This window comes from Pseudomonas sp. MD195_PC81_125 (assembly GCF_014060985.1).
In the GTDB taxonomy this organism is placed as follows: Bacteria; Pseudomonadota; Gammaproteobacteria; order Pseudomonadales; family Pseudomonadaceae; genus Aquipseudomonas; species Aquipseudomonas parakoreensis.
This window is the reverse complement of record NZ_JABULD010001037.1, coordinates 1-576: the sequence shown is the minus strand read 5'-3', so window position 1 is coordinate 576 and position 576 is coordinate 1. Positions and strand designations below refer to the sequence as shown.

Below are 576 nucleotides of genomic sequence, written 5' to 3'. Positions count from 1 at the left end.
CACGGGATGTCTGGCTAGTCGTTTATCCAGATCTGCGCCGGTCCCCCGCAGTGAAAGTCGTGATGGACTTCCTGGTGGGCTGTATTCAGGCAGAGCCGCAGTTGGGCTAGTTATTCATGACGTTCATGCCTCGTATCCGAAGAGTCGATTTCACCACCGAGGTGAAGCTCTATAGCATTTTTCTCCACGTTAACTGGCAATGACCTGGAGATAGAGCGGCATGCATGTATACCGTTTTGGCGAGACATCGGTGACCAGGGTCACCGAGCAACGCGGCCCTGGATTTGCCCCCGATTATTTGTACCCCGACTGGGATCCACAGGTGCTGCAACAGCATCGCGCATTGATGGAACCGGATTGCTTTGATCCGCTGTCGCAGCGTTTCATCGCGAGCATTCACACCTGGGTGGTAAAAACGGCACACCATACGATCCTGATCGATAGCTGTGCAGGCAATCACAAGGAGCGACCAGGTTTGCCACGCTTTCACCAATTGGAACTGCCGTTCCTGGAGCGCCTGGCCGAAGCCGGAGTGACACCTGAATCGGTGGACTACGTGATGTGCACGCACCTGCA

Annotated in this window: 1 pseudogene; it reads left to right on the top strand. The window is 55.2% G+C overall.

The features are described from left to right. Window positions 1–220: 220 nt before the first annotated feature. Window positions 221–576 (top strand): annotated as a pseudogene (locus HT737_RS31060) (MBL fold metallo-hydrolase); the annotation flags it as partial.